14 protein-coding genes are annotated in these 15,661 nt (G+C 70.0%); 11 read left to right on the top strand and 3 right to left on the bottom strand.

Annotated features, from left to right (window positions below; genetic code table 11):
* The first annotated feature begins 73 nt into the window (after window positions 1-73).
* The 8 genes from AB0N27_RS14020 (at window position 74) to AB0N27_RS13985 (ending at window position 10,085) form a co-directional block, all read left to right on the top strand.
* Window positions 74-1,321, top strand: coding sequence for a maltose ABC transporter substrate-binding protein (locus AB0N27_RS14020; protein WP_364368292.1), 1,248 nt, complete (start codon window positions 74-76; stop codon window positions 1,319-1,321).
* Window positions 1,321-2,961: an ABC transporter permease subunit gene (locus tag AB0N27_RS14015; protein ID WP_364368289.1), complete on the top strand. Its 1,641-nt coding sequence runs from the start codon at window positions 1,321-1,323 to the stop codon at window positions 2,959-2,961. The genes AB0N27_RS14020 and AB0N27_RS14015 overlap by 1 nt, the downstream gene beginning before the upstream one ends.
* The gene (locus AB0N27_RS14010) at window positions 2,958-3,869 is read left to right on the top strand and encodes a sugar ABC transporter permease (RefSeq protein ID WP_364368286.1); all 912 of its coding nucleotides are present in this window, start codon (window positions 2,958-2,960) and stop codon (window positions 3,867-3,869) included. Before AB0N27_RS14015 ends, AB0N27_RS14010 begins: the two co-directional genes overlap by 4 nt.
* 67 nt (window positions 3,870-3,936) lie before the next feature.
* Window positions 3,937-4,284 carry a hypothetical protein gene (locus tag AB0N27_RS14005; protein WP_364368283.1) on the top strand — a complete coding sequence of 116 codons (348 nt, stop codon included), beginning with the start codon at window positions 3,937-3,939 and terminating at the stop codon, window positions 4,282-4,284.
* Between the two features lie 278 nt (window positions 4,285-4,562).
* Entirely contained in the window at window positions 4,563-5,630 is a 1,068-nt protein-coding gene (locus AB0N27_RS14000) for a BMP family ABC transporter substrate-binding protein (protein WP_364370700.1), read from the top strand.
* Window positions 5,631-5,820: 190 nt separating this feature from the next.
* Entirely contained in the window at window positions 5,821-7,428 is a 1,608-nt protein-coding gene (locus tag AB0N27_RS13995) for an ABC transporter ATP-binding protein (protein ID WP_364370697.1), read from the top strand.
* The gene (locus AB0N27_RS13990; RefSeq protein ID WP_364368280.1) at window positions 7,425-8,801 is read left to right on the top strand and encodes an ABC transporter permease; all 1,377 of its coding nucleotides are present in this window, start codon (window positions 7,425-7,427) and stop codon (window positions 8,799-8,801) included. The genes AB0N27_RS13995 and AB0N27_RS13990 overlap by 4 nt, the downstream gene beginning before the upstream one ends.
* 3 nt (window positions 8,802-8,804) lie before the next feature.
* Window positions 8,805-10,085, top strand: a complete 1,281-nt coding sequence (locus AB0N27_RS13985) for an ABC transporter permease (protein WP_364368277.1) — start codon at window positions 8,805-8,807, stop codon at window positions 10,083-10,085.
* Between the two features lie 100 nt (window positions 10,086-10,185).
* On the opposite strand, the gene gap is transcribed toward AB0N27_RS13985, so the two are convergent.
* The gene (gene gap, locus AB0N27_RS13980) at window positions 10,186-11,196 is read right to left on the bottom strand and encodes a type I glyceraldehyde-3-phosphate dehydrogenase (protein ID WP_364368274.1); all 1,011 of its coding nucleotides are present in this window, start codon (window positions 11,194-11,196) and stop codon (window positions 10,186-10,188) included.
* A 4-nt stretch (window positions 11,197-11,200) separates the two neighbouring features.
* Window positions 11,201-11,794 (bottom strand): TetR family transcriptional regulator, encoded by a 594-nt coding sequence (locus AB0N27_RS13975; RefSeq protein WP_364368271.1) that lies wholly within the window; start codon window positions 11,792-11,794, stop codon window positions 11,201-11,203.
* Window positions 11,795-11,883: 89 nt separating this feature from the next.
* Here AB0N27_RS13975 and AB0N27_RS13970 point away from each other — a divergent pair, with 89 nt between their 5' ends.
* The 3 genes from AB0N27_RS13970 to AB0N27_RS13960 all read left to right on the top strand — a co-directional run bounded on the left by AB0N27_RS13970 (window position 11,884) and on the right by AB0N27_RS13960 (window position 14,803).
* Window positions 11,884-12,594, top strand: coding sequence for a cytidine deaminase (locus AB0N27_RS13970; protein ID WP_364368267.1), 711 nt, complete (start codon window positions 11,884-11,886; stop codon window positions 12,592-12,594).
* 136 nt (window positions 12,595-12,730) lie between these two features.
* A complete protein-coding gene (locus tag AB0N27_RS13965) occupies window positions 12,731-14,011 on the top strand; it encodes a thymidine phosphorylase (RefSeq protein WP_364370694.1) in 1,281 nt (426 codons plus the stop codon).
* A gap of 111 nt (window positions 14,012-14,122) precedes the next feature.
* Complete coding sequence (locus tag AB0N27_RS13960) at window positions 14,123-14,803, top strand: DUF4272 domain-containing protein (protein WP_357989575.1); 681 nt, start codon at window positions 14,123-14,125, stop codon at window positions 14,801-14,803.
* A gap of 2 nt (window positions 14,804-14,805) precedes the next feature.
* On the opposite strand, the gene AB0N27_RS13955 is transcribed toward AB0N27_RS13960, so the two are convergent.
* Window positions 14,806-15,660, bottom strand: coding sequence for a putative RNA methyltransferase (locus AB0N27_RS13955; protein WP_364368263.1), 855 nt, complete (start codon window positions 15,658-15,660; stop codon window positions 14,806-14,808).
* Between the last annotated feature and the right edge of the window lies 1 nt (window position 15,661).

Here is a 15,661-nt window from a genome sequence, read left to right as displayed (position 1 = left end):
GGCAAGAAATTCCAGCATTCCACGGCGGGCCGCCCTTCCCCCGGGCGGACCCGCCATGACGACAGGAGTACCGATGCGCATCCGTACCGCGGGTGTGGTCGCCCTCTTCGCCCTGGCGCTCGCCGCCTCCGGCTGTGGCGACAGCGACGAGCCGGCCGCGAAGGAGTCCCCCAAGGCCGCCGGCGGCAAACTGGTCATCTGGGCGGACGACAAGCGGACCGCGGCCCTCAAGCCGTTCGCCGAGAAGTTCGGCCAGGAGAACGGCGTCACCGTCGAGGTCCAGGCCGTCCCGAACGAGGACCTCCAGAACAACTTCGTGACCGTGTCCAGCCAGGGCGGTGGCCCGGACGTGGTGATCGGCGCCCACGACTGGATCGGCAACCTGGTCCAGAACGGCGCCATCGACCCGGTGCAGCTGCCCGACGAGCAGAAGGCCGCCTTCAACGAGACCGCCATCAAGGCCGTCACCTTCAACGGCCAGCTCTACGGCGTGCCGTACGCGCAGGAGAACCTGGCGCTGATCCGCAACACCGAGCTGGCCCCCGAGGCGCCGAAGACCATTGAGGACCTGGTCGCCACCGGCAAGCAGCTCAAGGCGCAGAAGAAGGTCACCGAGACGCTGTGCCTCCAGGTCGGCCAGAAGGGCGACGCGTACCACATCTACCCGCTGTACGCCTCGGCCGGCGGTTACCTCTTCGGCACCACCGCGAACGGCGACTACGACCCGAAGGACCTGGGCGTGGGCAAGCCGGAGTCGATCGAGGCGTTCAAGAAGATCGCCGCGCTCGGCGAGAAGGGCGAGGGCGTGCTGAAGCGCTCGATCGCCGACACCAACTCGACCGCCACCTTCACCGGCAAGAAGTGCGCGTACCTGGTCTCCGGCCCGTGGGCGGTCGCCGACGTCAAGAAGGCCGGCATCACGTACGACGTCTCCGCCGTTCCCGGCTTCGCCGGTGGCAAGGCGGCCGCGCCGTTCGTGGGCGTGCAGTCCTTCTACGTGGCCGCCAAGGGCAAGAACAAGGCTCTCGCCCAGGAGTTCGTCGTCAACTACGTCGCCAAGCCGGAGCTGGCCGTGGCGCTCTACCAGGCCGACCCGCGCCCGCCAGCGCTGACCGCCGCGCTGGACCAGGTCAAGGGCAGCGACCCGGACCTGGCCAAGTTCATCGAGGCGGGCAAGGACGGCCAGGTGCTTCCGGCCATCCCGGCCATGGCCGCGATCTGGGACCCCTTCGGTAAGGCCGAGGCCGCCGTCATCGGCGGCGCCGACCCGGCCAGCACGGTCACCGCGGCCGGCAAGACGATCGCCGGCTCGATCAAGTAATGAGCACACCGTTGTCCGGCCCGGGGTCTGCCCAGCAGGCCCCGGGCCGGGGGCCCGTGGGCACCGGGTCCCCGCGCACGTCCCGTTCCGCGCGGAACCACGCGCCGATCACCGCGGCCGGCCTCGCCGCGAAGGTGGTCCTGCTCGGCCTGGTGGCCGGCATCGCGATCTGGGCGGCCTTCCCGCTCGTGGAGGCCGAGAAGTGGGTCTGGTTGGCGGTGCTGGTGCTGACCACCGGTGCGCTGTTCTACCTGTACCTGGGTCGTCGCCACGTGCCGGCGAAATACCTCGTACCGGGCACGCTCTTCCTGATCGCGTTCCAGGTCGTGCCTGTGCTCTACACCGCGAGCACGGCATTCACCAACTACGGCGACGGCCACCGCGGCAGCAAGGACGACGCGATCGTCGCGATCCAGAGTTCCTCGGTCAAGCAGGTCCCGGGCTCCGCCCAGTTCCCGATGTCCGTGGCAACCAAGGGTGACCCCGCCACCGGCGCCCTGGTCTTCCTGGTCTCCGACCCGCAGACCAACACGGTCTCCGTCGGCGACACCCGGGGCCTGCGCCCGCTCGACGCCGGCGCGGTCACCGTCGCCCCCGGCGGGAAGGTCACCGCCGCCGACGGCTACACAGTGCTGACCATCGGCCAGGCCAGCGCCCGCAGCAAGGACATCACCGACCTGGTGGTGCCGACCGCCGGCGGCGCGCTGCGCTCCTCCGGCCTGTCCCGGGTGTACGAGGGCAAAGCCGTGCGGGCGTACGACGCGGGCTGTGACTGTGTCTCCGACAGCGACAGCGGTAAGACCTGGACGGCGGACGGCGAGGTCGGCGCGTTCGTCGCCGCCGACGGTGAACGCCTGGCCCAGGGCTGGAAGGTGAACGTCGGCCTGTCCAACTTCACCCGGGTGCTCACCGACGAGCGGATCTCCGGGCCGTTCCTCGCCACGCTGATCTGGAACTTCGCCTTCGCGATCGGTTCCACCGGCGGCACGTTCATCCTCGGCATGCTTATCGCGCTCGCGCTGCACTCGCCCCGGATGCGGGGCACCAACCTCTACCGGATGTTGCTGATCCTGCCGTACGCCATGCCGTCCTTCGCGATGCTGCTGGTCTGGCGGGACATGTTCAACACGGACTTCGGGCTGATCAACAACCTGTTCGGGTTGGGCGTCGACTGGTTCGGGCAGGAATGGTCGGCCCGCGCGGCGGTGATCCTGGTGCAGCTCTGGCTCGGCTACCCGTACATGTTCCTGGTGGCCACCGGCGCGCTCCAGGCCATCCCGCGGGAGCTGACCGAGGCCACCTCGGTGGACGGGGCGTCACCCTGGCAGTCGTTCCGGGCGGTCACCCTGCCGCTGCTGCTTGTCGCGCTCTCACCGCTGCTGATCTCGTCGTTCGCGTTCAACTTCAACAACTTCAACGCCATCTACCTGACCACCGAGGGCGCGCCGTTCCCGGCGGACAACCCCACCAACGGCGCCACCGACCTGCTGATCACCTACACCTACCGGCTGGCGTTCGGTGGGCAGGCCGCGCAGTTCGGCTTCGCCGCGGCGATCTCGCTGTTCATCTTCGCCATCGTCGCGGTGGTCTCGGCGGTCAGCTTCCGGCGGACCCGCCAACAGGAGGAGGTGTACTCGTGACCACACTCACCGGCGCGGGCCGCCCGACGGCGGTCGACCGTACCGCGGGGAGGCGGAGGAACCGCTGGTTCGCCCAGGTCGGCTGGCGGCACCTGGTCGGCCTGCTCGGCGTGCTGTTCAGTCTCTTCCCGCTCGTGTTCGTCGTCTCGGCGGCGCTCAACCCGCTCGGCACCCTCTCCTCGACCGAGTTGGTGCCGACCGGCGGGGTGTCGTTCGGGAACTTCGGGGACCTGTTCGCGCGAACCGGGTTCGCCAACTGGTTCCTGAACTCACTGCTCATCGCCGGGGGCGCCTCGTTCGCCTCGATCCTGCTCTCCGCGCTCGCGGCGTACGCCTTCTCCCGGATGCGGTTCAGGGGGCGGCGGGTGGGGTTGCTGTCGCTGCTGTTGATCCAGATGTTCCCGCAGTTCCTGGCGATCGTGGCGATCTTCCTGATCTTCGGCTCGATCACGGACCTGTGGCCGGCCATCGGCTTCAACACCTCGTGGGGCCTGATGCTGCTCTACATGGGTGGCGCGCTGGGCGTGAACACCTGGCTGATGAAGGGCTTCTTCGATACGTTGCCCCGGGAGTTGGACGAGTCGGCAACCATGGACGGCGCCTCGCACGCACAGGTCTTCTTCCGGATCCTGCTGCCGCTGGTGGCGCCGATCCTCGCGGTGACGGGGCTGCTCGCCTTCATCAACACGATCAACGAGTTCCTGATGGCGAGTGTCTTCCTCACCGACACCGACGCGAAGACCCTCGCGGTCGGCATGCGGGGCATGTTGCAGGGCGGCGAGCGGAACACCAACTTCGGCATCTTCGCCGCTGGCACCCTGCTCACCGCGATCCCCACGGTGCTGGTGTTCCAGTTCCTCCAGCGCTTCATCGTCTCCGGTCTCACCAGCGGCGCCGTCAAGGGATGAGCCCACGACGCGCCGACCGGCCGACCCCACTACTACAAACTGTCGTTGATAGGGGAGGATGGGCGGCGTGGAAGCACTGAGACTGATTCTCCTCTACGTCCATCTGGTGGGCTTCGCCCTGCTGCTCGGCGGCGCGATCGCCCAGTACGTCAGCGGCAAGCTGCGGATCAACGCCGCCATGCTCTGGGGCGCGGTGATCCAGTTGCTCACCGGCCTCGGGCTCTCCGCGCCTCTGCGCGGCGGCGGTGACGCCGAGCCGGACCCGGCGAAACTTGTGACGAAGTTGGTCATCGCGCTGCTGATCTTCGTCATGGTCTTCTTCTCCCGGAAGCGGGACGTGGTCAACCGCGGCCACTTCCTCGCGATCGTCGGCCTGACCCTGGTCAACGCGGCGGTGGCGGTCTTCTGGCGGTAGCGCCCGGGCGGGGGGTCAGCCCTCCGCGAACCGGACGTTCGGGACGCCCGGCGCTCACCTACCAGCACTAACAGTGATTTGGCCCACCCAAGGGTTACACCCGGGTAACAGGCGCTCAACAGTCGTGCACGATTGTCGGCCGGTGGGTGGGCGCGGGCGTACGCTCCCGTCCGTAACGTGGGACAGCCGGCGGCACACCCGCAGGTCGGCTGATGGGCTGCCACCGCACTAGGCGCGGTGTGCAATGGGAAGGAGACGTCTTGCGCTCGGTGCGTGGGATGCGGATCGCCTCGATCTTCGCGGCGGGTGGGCTTCTGCTCACGGCCGCCGCTTGTGGCGAGGCCCCCGATGATGACAACAACGCCGGCAGTGGCGCCAAGAAGTTCAGCGCCTGCATGGTGACCGACGTCGGCGGCATCGACGACAAGTCGTTCAACACCTCGGCCTGGAAGGGTCTGCAGGAGGCCAAGGCCGCCAACGACAACATCGACATCAAGTACGTCGCGTCGAAGGCCGAGGCCGACTACGAGCCGAACCTGACGCAGTACGTCAACCAGAAGTGCGACTTCATCCTGGCCGTCGGTGGCCTGATGGGCGACGCCACCTCGAAGATCGCCAAGGCGCACCCGAACCAGCAGTTCGGCATCGTCGACGCGAACCCGGGTGACGCGAACGTCTACCCGATGCAGTTCGACACCGCCCAGGCCGCGTTCCAGGCCGGCTACCTCGCCGCCGGGATGAGCAAGACCGGCAAGGTGGGCACCTACGGCGGCCTGCCGATCCCGCCCGTGACCATCTTCATGGACGGCTTCGTCGACGGCGTGGCGCACTACAACAAGACCAAGGGCAAGAACGTCCAGGCGCTGGGTTGGAACAAGGAGACCCAGAAGGGCTCCTTCACCAACGACTTCGCCAAGCAGGACGAGGGCAAGAAGGTCTCCGACGCGCTGGTCGCCCAGGGCGCGGACATCGTCATGCCGGTCGCCGGCGGCTCCGGCCTCGGCACCACCGCCGCGGCCAAGGCCTCGGGCGGCAAGTACAGCACCATCTGGGTGGACGTCGACGGCTGCGAGAGCACCCCGGACTGCTCGGCGATCGTCACCACGGTCGTCAAGAACATCCCGGAGGCCGTCAAGGAGGCCGTGGTGAAGGCCGCCGGTGGCGAGAAGCTGGAGGCCAAGCCGGGCTTCGTGGGCACCCTTGCCAACACCGGCGTCTCGATCGCCCCGTACCACGACTTCGACAGCAAGGTTCCGGCCGAGCTGAAGGCCGAGGTCGACAAGATCAAGGCGGACATCGCCGCCGGCACCATCACCGTCACCTCGAAGGCTCAGCCGACCAAGTGACGCCCGGCCGATCCGTCCGGTGAGATCATCGGACGGTCGGCGGGAAACAGGCAGGACCGACCGGCCGCTCTGGCCCTGCGGGGTGACCCGTGGGGTCGGGGCGGCCGATCGCGCACAACGGTGGCCGGGCCGGTCGGGCCGGGTTGACGGCAGCTACGCTGCACCATCGCTCGCACTCCAGGAGGTTGCGCTGAGACTCGAACTGCGCGGCATCACCAAACGGTTCGGTGATCTGGTCGCCAACGACCACATCGATCTGACGGTGGAGCCTGGAGAGATCCATGCCCTGCTCGGCGAGAACGGCGCGGGCAAGTCGACACTGATGAACGTGCTCTACGGGCTCTACCAGCCCGACGAGGGCGAGATCCTCATCGACGGCGCGCCGCTGAAGCTGAAGGGCCCCTCCGACGCGATCGCGGCCGGGATCGGCATGGTGCACCAGCACTTCATGCTGGTGCCCGTGTTCACCGTGGCCGAGAACATCATGCTCGGCGCCGAGCAGGTCAAGGGCGGCATCGCCGGCTTCCTGGACCGGCGACGCGCCAGGCGCGAGGTCACCGAGGTGTCCGAGCGCTACAACCTGCGGGTCGACCCGGACGCGGTGATCGAGGACCTGCCGGTCGGCATCCAGCAGCGCGTGGAGATCGTCAAGGCGCTGACGCGGGACGTCGACCTGCTCATCCTGGACGAGCCGACAGCGGTGCTCACCCCACAGGAGACCGAGGAACTGCTGACCGTCATGCGGTCGCTCAAGGCGGCGGGCAAGTCGATCGTCTTCATCACCCACAAGCTCGGCGAGGTCAAGGCCATCGCCGACCGGATCACGGTGATCCGGCGCGGGAAGACAGTCGGCACCGCCTCGCCGGAGGCCAGCCGGGACGAGCTGGCCGCGCTGATGGTCGGCCGCAACGTCCGGCTCACCGTGGACAAGTCCCCGGCCACGCCTGGTGAGCCGGTGCTGGAGGTCGAGGGGCTCGTCGTCGACGACGACAGGCAGATCCGCGCCGTCGACGGGGTTGACCTGACCGTCCGCGCCGGCGAGGTGCTCGGCGTGGCGGGCGTACAGGGCAACGGTCAGACCGAGCTGATCGAGGCGATCATGGGCCTGCGCCCGGTGCTGGCCGGCACGGTCAGCCTGGCCGGCGACCGCATCGACGGCTGGAAGACGAAGAAGGTGCTCCGCGCGGGCGTCGGCTACGTGCCCGAGGACCGCAGCGTCGACGGCCTGGTCAAGGAGTTCAGCGTCGCGGAGAACCTCGTGCTGGACATCTACGACCGCCCGCCGTTCGGCAGCGGGCTCGCGCTCAAGCCTGACGCGATCGCCTCGTCGGCCAAGGAGCGGATCGAGCAGTTCGACGTCCGTACCTCATCGGCGGAGGCGCCGGTGGGCACCCTCTCCGGCGGCAACCAGCAGAAGGTGATCGTGGCCCGGGAGTTGTCCCGGCCGCTGAAGCTCTTCATCGCCGCCCAGCCGACCCGCGGCGTCGACGTCGGATCCATCGAGTTCATCCACAGCCGGATCATCCACGAGCGGGACGTCGGAACCGCCGTCATGGTGGTCTCCAGCGAGCTGGACGAGGTGATCGGGTTGGCCGACCGGATCGCGGTGATGTACCGCGGCCGGATCATCGGCATCGTCGGCCCGGACACCCCGCGTGAGGAGATCGGCCTGTTGATGGCCGGCATCAGCCCGGACGCCGCCCACGAGCGCGGCACGGACGCCGAGCCGACCGACGGCGCGGCCACCGACGGGAGCCCGGCGAGCGACGCGGGCTCCGCGAACGAGGACGAGGCATGAGCGACCCCACCCCGCAGTCCGGCTCGCCGGACAAGGAACCGGCGAGCGAGGCGCAGGCCGCGCAGAACGCGCTCGGCAACACCGAACAGGCCGAGTCGGCGACCGAGCCGACCCGCCCGGCGTCGTCGAAGCCCGACCCGGAGGCGGAACCGAAGCCGTCCCTGGGCCGGTTGTTCCTGGACAACCTCTGGGCCGCCAACACGTTCACTGTGACCCTGCTGTCGTTGGTGCTGGCGATCGTGGTCGGCGCGGTGCTGATGATCGTTTCCGATCCGGACGTGCTGCACACGTACACCTACATCACCGCCCGCCCGAGCGACGCGCTCAACGCGAGCTGGACGCTTGTCAGCGAGGCGTACGCGAACCTGTTCAAGGGTTCGGTCTTCGATCCGGAGGCGTTCTCCGGCTGGTTGAACGGCAGCAACGGCTGGCAGGCCGTGCTGGCGCCGATCTCCGAGACGCTCACCTACACCGCGCCGCTGGTCTTCACCGGTCTGGCTGTCGCGCTGGCCTTCCGTGGCGGCCTGTTCAACATCGGCGCGCAGGGCCAGGCGACGATCGGCGTGATCCTGGCGGCGCTCGCCGGTTTCCTGCTGCCCCTGCCGCCCGGCCTGCACCTGCTGGTGGCAGTGCTCGCCGGTGCCCTCGGTGGTGCGCTCTGGGGGTTCATCCCGGGCATCCTCAAGGCGCGCGCCGGCGCCCACGAGGTGATCAACACGATCATGCTCAACTACGTCGCCACGTACTTCCTGACCTGGCTGATCGTCCAGAAGGGCGTGCAGGACCCGAACCGTACCGACGCGATCAGCAAGGCGGTGGACAGCTCCGCCCAACTGCCCCGGCTGCTCGGCGACAACCTGCGGGTGCACGCCGGCATCCTGCTCGCCGTCGTGGCCACGTGGGCGGTCGCCTGGCTGCTCAACCGCTCGACGCTCGGCTTCGAACTGCGCGCGGTGGGCGCCAACCCGGACGCCGCCCGCACCGCGGGCATCAGCGTCACCAAGACGTACGTCCTGATCATGGTGTTCTCCGGGATCCTGGCCGGCCTGGGCGGCTCGAACATGGTGCTCGGTTCCACCGCGAGCGCCCTGACGCCGCTCGTCGTCGCGCAGATCGGCTTCGACGGCATCCTCGTGGCGCTGCTCGGCCGGGTGAAGCCGTGGGGTGTGCTGCTGGCCGCGCTGCTGTTCGGCGCGCTCCAGGCCGGTGGCAACCGGATGCAGTCGTACTCGGGGATCTCCCTGGAGTTGGTGACAGTGCTCCAGGCGCTGATCGTCATCTTCATCGCCGCGCCGGCCCTGGTGAAGGCGATCTTCCAGCTCCGGGCCGCACGGGCCGCCCGGTTGCAGACGAGCCTGGCGAAGGGCTGGTAACTCATGTCCACCATGGCTGTCCCCGACGTCGCGGTCGCCCCGGTCGACGAGGGCTTCTGGACCCGTAGCCGCAAGGTCGGCCTCACGTTGCTGGCGCTCGGTCTGCTGGCGGCGGTGCTCTTCGGAGCCCTCGCCACCGACCAGCAGGCCCGGTTCACGCTCAGCGACGACGCCGCAGGTGCCGCGCTGGAGATCAACGGCACCATCGGGGCGATCCTGTTCGGGATCATCGCGATCGCCGCCGGCGCGGCGCTGCTCGCCGGAGTGCCGAAGCGGTGGTTCCTGCCCGTGCTCGCCGTCGGGCTGGTCGGCTTCGTACTCTCGTTCCTCTGCTGGCAGGTCTCCGCGGCTCCGGCCGGGCAGAACTTCATGCCGCTTGTCAACATCATCCGGGGCACCTTCATCCTGGCCCTGCCGTTGATCTTCGGTGCGCTCGCCGGGGTGCTCTGCGAGCGCTCCGGTGTGGTCAACGTGGCGATCGAGGGCCAGCTGCTGATGGGCGCGTTCAGTGGCGCGCTGTTCGGCAGCCTCTCCGGAAACGTGTGGGTGGGCCTGGTCGCCGCCGCGATCGGCGGCGCGTTCATCTCGCTGCTCCTTGCCGTCTTCGCCATCCGCTACCTGGTCGACCAGGTCGTCATGGGCATCGTGCTGAACCTGCTGGCGGTCGGCGTCACAGGCTTCCTCTACGAGCGGCTGATGCAGACCGACGCGGACAAGTACAACAGCGCGCCCCGCTTCAGCAACTGGGAGATCCCGCTGCTCAAGGACATCCCGGTGCTCGGGCCGGCGCTGTTCCGCGGCAACATCTTCCTCTACCTCGGCCTGCTGCTGGTCCTGGTGATCCACATCGGGCTGTTCCGCACCCGGTGGGGGCTGCGTACCCGCTCCGTCGGCGAACACCCGACCGCCGCCGACACCCTCGGCGTCAAGGTGCTGCGGGTGCGCTACCGCAACGTGCTGCTGGCGGGCGTGGTCGCCGGCATCGGCGGCGCGTCGTACACGCTGGCGCTCTACTCGTTCACCAAGAACATGATCGGCGGCAAGGGGTTCATCGCGCTGGCCGCGCTGATCTTCGGTCGGTGGAACCCGACCGGGGCGCTGCTCGCCGCGCTCTTCTTCGGCTTCGCCGACCAGCTCGCCACCTACCTGGGCGCCATCAACAGCTCGATCCCCAGCCAGTTCCTGGCCATGCTGCCCTACCTGGCGACGATCCTGGCGGTCGCCGGGCTGGTCGGCCGGGTGCGGGCACCGGCCGCCGACGGCAAGCCGTACATCAAGGGCTGACGCCCGTGCCCGGCGGGGACACCCCCGCCGGGCACGATGACAGCGCTCGTCCGCCGAGCGCTGCCGACACTTCCCGGGTACGCCGTGGTCGACCTCGGCGTCAGGCCGCCGTGGTCGCTCCGATTCGCTCGGAGAACTCGACGAGGCGGTTGGAGAACCCCCACTCGTTGTCGTACCAGCCGAACACCTTGACCTGGTTGCCGACGGCCTCGGTCAGCGGCGCGTCGAAGATCGACGAGTAGGGGTTGCCGACGATGTCCGCCGAGACCAGCGGCGCCTCGGAGTACTGCAGGTAGTGCCGCAGCCGCTGGGAGGCGGCGGCCTCGCGGAACGCCGCGTTGACGTCCTCGACGTCGGCGCTGCGGCGGAGGACCACGGTGAGGTCGGTGATCGAGCCCGTCGCGACCGGGACGCGTAGTGCGGCACCGGTGAGACGCCCGTCGAGCTCCGGAATGACCTTACCGATCGCCTTCGCCGCGCCCGACGACGTCGGGATGGTCGAGACGGCTGCCGCGCGGGCGCGGCGCAGGTCGGAGTGTGGCGCGTCGTGGAGCCGCTGGTCGCCCGTGTAGGCGTGGATCGTCGTCATCAGTCCCGACTCGATGCCGAACGAGTCGTTGAGCACCTTCGCCAGTGGCGCCAGCGAGTTCGTGGTGCAGGAGCCGTTGGAGAAGACGTCGTGGCTGTCCGGGTCGAGGCTGTCGTCGTTCACTCCGAGAACGAACGTGGGGACGTCCCCCTTGGCCGGCGCCGAGATGACGACCTTCCTCGCGCCGCCCTTGAGGTGGGCCGCCGCCGCGCCGCCGTCCGTGAAGTGGCCAGTGGACTCGATCACGACGTCGGCGCCGACGTCACCCCAGGGGATGGTGGCCGGGTCGGACTGCGCGAAGACCCTCATGCGCGTGCCCCCAACGGCGATCGCGTCGCCGTCGAAGGCGACTCCGTCCAGATGGCCGGAGACCGAGTCCCACTCGAGCAGGGTGGCCAGCGTGCGGGCATCGGTGAGGTCGTTGACCGCGACCACCTCGATGTCCGCGTTGTTCGCCAGGGCCGCGCGCAGGTAGGTGCGCCCGATCCGCCCGAACCCGTTGATGCCGATGCGTACCGTCATGGCTTCAGTTCCTCCTGTTGTCTTCCTGGGCGAGCCCGGCTGGTGCCGCCGCCCGGAGGAGGCCGAGAGCGCCGGCTCGGGCGTCGTCGAACGGGCCCGGGTCCTGCTGGGCGATCGCGAGCACGTAGCCGCCCTGCAGGACGGCCATCAGGGTGTTGGCGAGCTGCTCGGGGTCGAGGTGGTCCCGTAGTTGGCCGGCGGCGACGGCCTCGCGAAGCACAGTGACCCACCTGCCGCGGACCTGGGCGAACGCGCGCGCCACCGGGGCAAGCAGCACCGGATCCTCGCGCACCTGCGGGTCCTGGGTCATCCGGCCGACCTTGCAGCCCTTGAGGGCGTCGCGGGGCCGCATCAGGTACGCCTCGATCCGGGCCATCGGGTCGCCGGGACCGTCGAGTTCGGAGGCGGCCGGCAGCAGGTCGGCGACGTTGCGCTCCAGGGCGGCGAGCGCGAGGTCCCGTTTGGTCGGGAAGTGGTGGTACATGCTGCCCTGACCCACGCCGGACCGTTCGCGAACGTCACGCGGGCTGGTGTCGGCGTAGCCGCGCTCCCACATGAGCTCGCTCATCGTGTCGACCAGTAGTTGTCGCGAGTCCATCACCTCACTGTACATACCAGTAGGTACAGAGCGCCCGTCGACCCGGCCCTGCCCGCTCCTGACCTGGGCTGCTTGGGCAGAATGACGGCATGACCGACATTGACTGGGCGCGGTTGCGCGCTGCTGCCACCGAGGCGATGCGGCACGCGTACGCGCCGTACTCGACGTTCCCGGTCGGCGCCGCCGCGTTGGTCGACGACGGCCGTGTGGTGGTCGGCTGCAACGTCGAGAACGCCGCGTACGGGGTGACGCTGTGCGCGGAGTGCGGTGTCGTCTCCAGCCTGCACGCCACCGGCGGCGGCCGGCTCGTCGCGCTCTCCTGCGTCGACGCCACAGGTGAGCCGCTGATGCCGTGCGGCAGGTGCCGGCAACTGCTGTGGGAGCACGGCGGGCCGGAGTGCCTGATCGAGGCCAGGCCCCGCCCACTGCGGATGGACGAGCTGCTGCCACACGCCTTCGGTGTCGAGGACCTGGAGTCGGTGACGGGCGAGACGCCGGTGCCTGTGGTTCCCGAGCGGCTGGCCGCCTGGCGCGGACGGGGCACCGTCTTCGTGCACCCGGACATGTCCGCGGGCCAGCAGGTCTGGACGGCGTACTGGGAGCGGTCGGCCGGAGACGACGCCGGCGCCGAGACAGGTGTGCTGGAGGAGGCGCCGAGCTGGGACGACACGGCCGAGGCGATCGCCTGGGGCCTGGCCCGCTCGCCCCGGGTGGTCGTGGTCGACGAGACCGGCACGATCTTCTGGGCCGGTGAGGGGGAGCCGCCTTTGGAGATCCCGGTTCGGTGGTCTGGTGGCTGAGCTTGGGGGATTGGGCCGACCGTGCCCGGCTCCGGGAGGTCAGGCTTGATCCCTCCGCCGGGCACGGTCGCCCCAATCCCCTCGGTGCTTGCGGTCGGTCCGTGGGTCGGGATTTCCAAAGACTAGGAAAGATCTTCTGATGAGTTTTGCTGCTGTTGACGTCATTCGGGTCAAGCGGGACGGGGGCGTGCTGTCGGACGCCCAGATCGACTGGGTGGTCGACGCGTACACCCGGGGGGTTGTCGCCGACGAGCAGATGTCCGCGCTGGCCATGGCGATCCTGTTGAACGGCATGACCGGGCCGGAAATCGCCAGGTGGACCGCCGCGATGATCGCCAGCGGTGAGCGGCTGGACCTGTCGGCGGTACGCCGGCCCACTGTCGACAAGCACTCCACGGGCGGCGTCGGCGACAAGATCACTCTGCCGCTCACCCCGTTGGTGGCCGCGTGCGGCGCTGCCGTTCCCCAGCTCAGCGGGCGCGGCCTCGGGCACACCGGCGGCACGCTCGACAAGCTGGAGTCCATCCCGGGCTGGCGGGCCACGGTGAGCAACGAGGAGTTCATCGCCCAGCTCGACGAGGTCGGCGCGGTGATCTGCGCGGCCGGCGCCGGGCTCGCCCCCGCCGACCGCAAGCTGTACGCGCTTCGCGACGTGACAGGCACCGTGGAGGCGATCCCGCTGATCGCCAGCTCGATCATGAGCAAGAAGATCGCCGAGGGCACCGGCGCGCTGGTCCTTGACGTCAAGGTCGGCTCCGGTGCCTTCATGAAGTCCGTCGACCAGGCACGTGAACTGGCCCGGACGATGGTGGAGTTGGGCGGCGCGCACGGCGTACGGACCGTCGCCCTGCTCACCGACATGTCCACCCCGCTGGGCCTGGCGATCGGCAACGCCGTCGAGGTGACCGAGTCGGTGGAGGTGCTGGCCGGCGGTGGCCCGGCGGACGTGGTGGAGCTGACGCTGGCCCTGGCCCGGGAGATGCTCACCGCCGCAGGCCTCCCGGACGCCGACCCGGAGGCGGCGCTACGCGACGGCCGGGCGATGGACTCGTGGCGGGCGATGATCCGGGCGCAGGACGGCGACCCGGACGCCCCGATGCCCACCGCCGCCGAGGTCGAGGTGGTCCGCGCCGAGCAGGACGGGTACGTCGCGTCCGTCGACGCGTACGCCATGGGGGTTGCGGCGTGGCGGCTCGGCGCGGGCCGGGCCCGCAAGGAGGATCCGGTGAGCGTGCCGGCCGGTGTGGTGCTGCACAGGCGCCCGGGTGACGCCGTACGGGCCGGTGACCCGCTGTACGAGTTGCGCGCGGACGACGCCACGCGGATCCCGGCGGCGCTGACCGAGGCGGCGCGCGCGGTGCGGATCGCGTCGACCGCGCCTACCGTGACGCCACTTGTCATCGAGCGGATCGGCTGACCGGAGGCGGGTCGGGGTGGGCGTGGTGCCGGTCACCTGGGAGCGCTATTGTCGCAGGCCAAGGGGGGATAACCGGCTCTGCGCCGGCGTGATCAGACAGGAAGTTGCCCCGTGACCGTACCTGCCCCCGACCCGCGTGAGGTGCGTGAGGCGAGCCTGGACGAGCTGTCCCGGCTCGGCCTGCCGCTGCCGCCGGCCCAGTTTCCACTCGTGTGGGAGCCGGGCGATGCGATCGAGTTGCGTCCGACGCCGGAGATCGAGGCGCGGATCGCCGTCCTGCACCTGATCTTGGCCCGCTGTTTCGGGATGCCACCGCAGGCGGCGATGAGCTGGCTGCTCGGTTCGCATCTGGTCGACATGGTCACGCCGCCGGAGTGGCAGTTCGTCATGGGCGGCAAGGGTGACCACCGCTCGTTCGTGCTGCACCACGACGCGCTCTTCGCGCTGGCCTGGGTGCTCGGGTTGAGCAAGCAGCTGGACCCGACCCTGGCCGTGGACGAGCGGCTGGTGGAGCGGTTGCCGCACATCGCCGAGGGGGAGACCTTTCCGCGTTGGCAGGCACGCATCCTCACCGCGCCGCAGCATCCGGCGGACGCGGCTGCGCTGCTGGACCTGCACTACTGTCTGGACTGGGCCTACCTGGAGACCGAGCGCGCTGGCCGGCGGGCGCCGGGGCTGGTCGACGCGAACGCGATAGGCCAGCGGCGGTGGGCGTTGGAGTGGGCGGTGATCCTGCGCGGGCCGTACCACGACGAACCGCCCGGCTGGGAAGAGGTCGACCTCTCCACCTGAGGTCAGCGGGGCCGGTGGGCGTCGAGCCGGACGGCCACTGTGACCCGGACCGGCTCGGGCAGCGCGGCCATCCGGGCGGCGAGGGCGTGCGGGTCGGTGTGCCAGGCACTCGGACCCATCCCCACCAGGGTGGCCACCTCGGTGCGGGTGAGCGTCAGCTCGGCGCGGTGCACTGTCGAGCTGGCCGGGGTGAAGTGACCGCCCAGGTTGGCGGCCACCCGGTCGGCCTTGTCCGGGTCGACGCGGAGCAGGTCGAGGGCGTCCACGAGTTCGCCGAGGTGGTCGGCGGCGGGGGTGATCACCAGCAGCGTGCCGGCCGGGTCGAGCACCCGGTGGAACTCCGGCCCGTTGCGGGGGGCGAAGACGTTCAGCAGCACGGCCGTCGAGCCGTCGGCCAGGGGCAGCCGCTGCCAGGTGTCGGCGAGGGCCGCGGCGGCCCGTGGATGCGCCCGGGCGGCGCGGCGCAGCGCCGGCTTGGAGACGTCCAGGGCCAGACCCACGGCGTCGGGCAGCGCCGCCAGCACCGCGCCGAGGTACCTGCCGGTGCCGGCGCCGGCATCCACCACCAGGGGGTACGCCCCGAGGCCCGGCACGGCCTGTGCCGCGGCGTCGGCGAGGGCGCCGGAGATCAGGTCGTAGTGCCCGGCGGCGAGGAAGTCCGATCGGGCGGCCACCATCTCGGCGGTGTCCCCGACGTGCGGGGCGCGACCGGCGAGCAGGTTGACGTACCCCTGTCGGGCGATGTCGAAGCTGTGCCGGCGCGGGCAGCGCAGCGCGCGGGCGGTGCCGGCGGTCGCCTCGGCCAGCGGCTCCCCACAGACCGGGCAGCGCAGCCGGTCGAGGATGTGCGGGTCCACG

The organism is Micromonospora sp. NPDC093244 (genome assembly GCF_040683695.1).
Lineage (GTDB): Bacteria > Actinomycetota > Actinomycetes > Mycobacteriales > Micromonosporaceae > Micromonospora.
This window is presented reverse-complemented; position numbering and strand designations above follow the sequence as displayed.

Excerpts from the sequence above, each read along its gene's own strand:
- AB0N27_RS14000 (WP_364370700.1), top strand. The coding sequence starts at position 4,563 with ATGCGGATCGCCTCGATCTTCGCGGCGGGTGGGCTTCTGCTCACGGCC.
- AB0N27_RS14020 (WP_364368292.1), top strand. The coding sequence starts at position 74 with ATGCGCATCCGTACCGCGGGTGTGGTCGCCCTCTTCGCCCTGGCGCTC.
- AB0N27_RS13985 (WP_364368277.1), top strand. The coding sequence starts at position 8,805 with ATGTCCACCATGGCTGTCCCCGACGTCGCGGTCGCCCCGGTCGACGAG.
- AB0N27_RS14015 (WP_364368289.1), top strand. The coding sequence starts at position 1,321 with ATGAGCACACCGTTGTCCGGCCCGGGGTCTGCCCAGCAGGCCCCGGGC.
- AB0N27_RS13990 (WP_364368280.1), top strand. The coding sequence starts at position 7,425 with ATGAGCGACCCCACCCCGCAGTCCGGCTCGCCGGACAAGGAACCGGCG.
- gap (WP_364368274.1), bottom strand. The coding sequence starts at position 11,196 with ATGACGGTACGCATCGGCATCAACGGGTTCGGGCGGATCGGGCGCACC.
- AB0N27_RS13975 (WP_364368271.1), bottom strand. The coding sequence starts at position 11,794 with ATGGACTCGCGACAACTACTGGTCGACACGATGAGCGAGCTCATGTGG.
- AB0N27_RS13970 (WP_364368267.1), top strand. The coding sequence starts at position 11,884 with ATGACCGACATTGACTGGGCGCGGTTGCGCGCTGCTGCCACCGAGGCG.